The 4,141-nt window shown below is 31.2% G+C and carries 5 protein-coding genes; all 5 read left to right on the top strand.

The features are described 5' to 3' along the window. Positions 1-202: 202 nt before the first annotated feature. The 5 genes from ZA05_RS15295 (at position 203) to ZA05_RS15275 (ending at position 3,956) form a co-directional block, all read left to right on the top strand. Positions 203-1,159, top strand: coding sequence for a hypothetical protein (locus ZA05_RS15295; protein WP_157514726.1), 957 nt, complete (start codon positions 203-205; stop codon positions 1,157-1,159). A gap of 153 nt (positions 1,160-1,312) precedes the next feature. Further along, the gene (locus ZA05_RS15290; RefSeq protein WP_053992561.1) at positions 1,313-1,843 is read left to right on the top strand and encodes a hypothetical protein; all 531 of its coding nucleotides are present in this window, start codon (positions 1,313-1,315) and stop codon (positions 1,841-1,843) included. Between the two features lie 165 nt (positions 1,844-2,008). Further along, positions 2,009-2,500 carry a hypothetical protein gene (locus tag ZA05_RS15285; protein ID WP_036119431.1) on the top strand — a complete coding sequence of 164 codons (492 nt, stop codon included), beginning with the start codon at positions 2,009-2,011 and terminating at the stop codon, positions 2,498-2,500. Between the two features lie 152 nt (positions 2,501-2,652). Continuing rightward, positions 2,653-3,249: a hypothetical protein gene (locus ZA05_RS15280; protein WP_053992560.1), complete on the top strand. Its 597-nt coding sequence runs from the start codon at positions 2,653-2,655 to the stop codon at positions 3,247-3,249. A gap of 158 nt (positions 3,250-3,407) precedes the next feature. Then, positions 3,408-3,956: a hypothetical protein gene (locus ZA05_RS15275; RefSeq protein ID WP_053992559.1), complete on the top strand. Its 549-nt coding sequence runs from the start codon at positions 3,408-3,410 to the stop codon at positions 3,954-3,956. Positions 3,957-4,141: the final 185 nt, after the last annotated feature.

Below are 4,141 nucleotides of genomic sequence, written 5' to 3'. Positions count from 1 at the left end.
AAGTAATATCGAAATCAAAACCATTGAAACTGATGATGAATTTATAATAGAATAAAAACACAGTTGCCAACACCGTGTATAATTCATTGCTTCCGATTTTCCTCACGGAAAATCCTCGCAACTTTACTATCTTAGTTTCTTAACCCGAAAATCCTACGGATTTTCACGCAACAAAACTATACACAAACCGTTGGCAATAATTATGAAAAAACTTTCAATAATCATCATAGGATTGTTGTTTTCTATGAATTCATATGGATTTCATAAAGATCAAGTATATCAGAAGAACTTTGGCAATGTAAAGACCTACTTAAGAACGCCTTGGAATAATTATGGTTCAACAGTTGATGTTGAAATCATAGGGAAACTTGCACAAGAACTTGCTGAAAGACTATCTTATAAAGACACTATTGTTCTTGAATTTTGTCATGCCCCATCTTTTCACCTTTCTCCTCTAACTATAGTTGAAAATGGAAATCCAAACCAAGTTTACTTAATTAATATGGATTTGCATTCTATAAAGCAAACTCAACAAAAAAGCTATAAAACTAAAAATGGAAAATCAGCTATTTGCATTAGACAATTAAATGGTGAATTTGATATTTGGAATACTTTAAAATTATTGGAGTATTGTATAGAACATAAATTTAAATCCAATTTAACTCAATCCAAATATGATTACCCAATGAACGATTTGGAAACAAAATTTGATAAAATTGAGTTTTATGGGATGAGCCCATTACTGATAAAAACAATATTTCAAAAGGAAAAATCAAACTTATTAAAAGAACTCTCCAAACAAAATATTGAGTTTTTGAACGTATTCAAAATAAAAGGATATTACTACAATGAAATGTATTGTTTCCTCTCTGACAAATTGAAATATAACACGAAAACATTATCTTATTTAATTGAGCTTAAGAATGGCGTTTGTATTTTTCATACAACGAATTCTTTTACCTATCTATCTAATTCAATTCAAGCACAAAAATCACACATGTTAGATTCGGAAGGTTATATTCCCTTTTATTTTTTTGATTATAACCTCCCTGATTATAAAAAAGGAAAAAGTGAAATACTATTAACTCGCCCAAGAAGCTCTAAAGTGTTTGTGTTTTCTGAGGATAAAAACGAGGTTATTCAATCTTTTGAAAAATAACTATTGCCAACAATATGTAACATGCATTGCTTCCGATTTTCCTACGGAAAATCCTTGCATGCACTAATTGTTGTTACCATTTAGCTATCTTTAATCCCAAAACCAAACGCAACGGCAGTGTTACATGAGCCGTTGTATGCAAGTAAATAAAAAATGGAAATAGAAGATTTTATAAATAGTATAGAATTATCCAGCCCTAATCTACCTCCGAAGGATATTTTAAAAAAGGTTGATTTCATTCATAACGGAAAAGAAGAATGGGGAGAAAGCGATGACATAAATGCTGATTTCAGAGAAAAGATAGTGGAAATTATTTTTGATTCCGAAAAATTAAAAAACAGAGAATTAATCAAATATTTGCTCCGAGCTGAAATTGATTATTGTAGAGAAGAAACTTTAATGAGAGAAACTTTACGCCAACTAACTTTTATGTTGTATTCATTTGGAAAATTTGAAGATATTCCTTTGCTATTTGAGGCAAAAATGGACACAAGTTTTGATGCGGAATGTGGATTAGATATTGAATTAGTCTTTGGTGCAGATAATGAAAAGGTAAAGGATTATTTTAGGACAAATAAACATATTGACTATGATATTGTTAGTTGTATAGAAGAATATGAAAAATATGAATTTCGTACGCCAGAAGAATTTAAAAAAGAAATGAATTCATATTATGGAAAATAAAAACCTGCATACAACACCGTGTATAATTCATTGCTTCTGATTTTCCTCACGGAAAATCCTCGCAAGTTTGCTATCTTAGTTTCTTAAACCTGAAAATCCTGCGGATTTTCACGCAACGAAACTATACACAAACCGTTGTACGCAAGCTTGAAAAAACAGAACTAATTGAGAATTTTAGATTGGATAAAGAACAGAGAAGTTAAATCGGAATTTGAAAAAGCATTTTCTGACTTAAAGAGAATGGGAGAAATTGAACCTAGTGCAAAAAGAACTTATGAATTACTTCGCGAATTGGACTTTGACACTTCTGACTCGCAATCTGAATTGTTAATTTCGGAATTTAACAAGATTCAATATCAATCAAACACAAATAGTTTCTTTTACTTCTATTTTCCGATTGTAACGCACATATTACATTACAAACCAAAATACGAGAAAGATATTTTAGGATATTTAATCGGACCAAATTTTGCGAATGGCGACACAGAAACGAAAGACTTGATTCCATTAATCAAAAACGCAATGGAATTCAAACTAACTGAAAATAAAAATTATCTGACCAAAGAAAGTAAAAGCTGGATTCTGAATGAATTACCAAAAATGGAAAAAGAAGTTGAACGAGAAGTACAAAAATGTTGGAAAGAACTGAACGAATAAAAAGCCAGCGTACAACAATGTATAACCGCAATTACGGCGGATTCGACTACGTCTGAATCCACTCGGAATTGCTAAAGTCAGTGCCAAACCGAAAATTAACGCATATTAACCCGTAACTGACGGTTATACGAGACCGTTGTAGTACATTAAAGATGAGTAAACTGACTTTCATATTACTTCTTACATTCTCAAGCCAAATATTTGGACAAAAACTCAATATTGAATCTAAAATTCTTAGTGTAGAGTGTGATGAAAATATTGATGCTTATCGCTTTAACACCAGACTTACAAAAGACTCAATAACTGAAAACTCTAGAATAATCCATTTTTCGACTACAGCAACTTGCTGTGTTGACTTTGAATTGAAAAGTAATAAGGTTGATAATATTGTGAAAATTGACCTAAAAGAGACAGGTATATCTTGTGAATGTATATGCGCCTATGATTTTATAGTACAATTTGAACAATCATTAAACTTAGACACAAGGTTCTATGTAAACAATAAATTGCTTAAAAAAAATGTCCCCAAACTAAAATTGTATGAGAGGAGATACTTTGTGTTTGAAAATGACACCACTGGATTTGATGATGAAAATGGATTAAGACAAGGCTTTATAGTTTTCAAAAGGAAAAACGACTTAAAAAAACTATATTATTTAAACGGGAAATTTATCAAAATGGAAATTACCGATTTGAAAGGAACTGTTTTGATAGTGGAAACTGATGAGTATAAAACCTCCGATTATTAAAAATAACGTACTACAACACCGTGTATAATTCATTGCTTCCGATTTTCCTCTCGGAAAATCCTCGCAACTTTGCTATCTTAGTTTCTTAAACCTGAAAATCCTAGCGGATTTTCACGCAACGAAACTATACACAAACCGTTGTAGCCAATTAGCACAGAATGCTTGGAATTCCATCATATAAACCAAAATTTCATACTAAACCTGAGAGTTTTAAGAATGAATTTGAGAAAACTCTATCGGAACTCATTGGAAAAAAAATTGACCGATTTTGGGTTATGTGGGATATTAATGAAAATGAATGGCTTGCCGATGGACCTGTAATACTAGAATTTGATGGAAACAGATTTGAGTTTACAGTATATCAGTTAACTGAATTCAGTTTGACTATAAATTCTTTTGAATTATCAGAGAAACTGGATTGGTACGGTAGCGGAGACGAAATGCCTCTTGCATGGAAAGAAAATGGAAAGCCAGAATTGGTTAAAAACTTAAGCAAACCGATAACTAGAATTAATATCTTGACTTATCCATTGGATAGTGAATTACTTACCGGAATTGAATTTGTACTAGAAAAAGAGTCAGAATCTGATAATGAAAATTTCTTTTCTATTTATAATGGACTTGACCAAAATGAAATGGATAAAATTGAAATACAACACGAAAACCAAATAAAACGAATAAAAATAACTGGCTACAACACTGTATAACCGCAATTACGGCGGATTCGACTACGTCCGAATCCACTCGGAATTGCTAACACCTGTTCTAAAACAAAAATACAGTATATTTAATCCGATAACTGACGGTTATACGGACCGTTGTAAGCAAGCAAGTCAAAATGAAATCTAAAAAGATATTTCTCAGTTTAATATTATTTATAAGCTTAAATAGC

This window comes from Mangrovimonas sp. TPBH4 (assembly GCF_001280505.1).
Lineage (GTDB): Bacteria > Bacteroidota > Bacteroidia > Flavobacteriales > Flavobacteriaceae > Mangrovimonas_A.
Note: the sequence above shows the minus strand (reverse complement) of the source record. Positions and strands in the feature narration are given on the sequence as shown.

What these genes read in the sequence shown, in the direction of transcription:
- ZA05_RS15295 (WP_157514726.1), top strand. Translation starts at nt 203, where the DNA reads ATGAAAAAACTTTCAATAATCATCATAGGATTGTTGTTTTCTATGAAT.
- ZA05_RS15275 (WP_053992559.1), top strand. Translation starts at nt 3,408, where the DNA reads ATGCTTGGAATTCCATCATATAAACCAAAATTTCATACTAAACCTGAG.
- ZA05_RS15280 (WP_053992560.1), top strand. Translation starts at nt 2,653, where the DNA reads ATGAGTAAACTGACTTTCATATTACTTCTTACATTCTCAAGCCAAATA.
- ZA05_RS15290 (WP_053992561.1), top strand. Translation starts at nt 1,313, where the DNA reads ATGGAAATAGAAGATTTTATAAATAGTATAGAATTATCCAGCCCTAAT.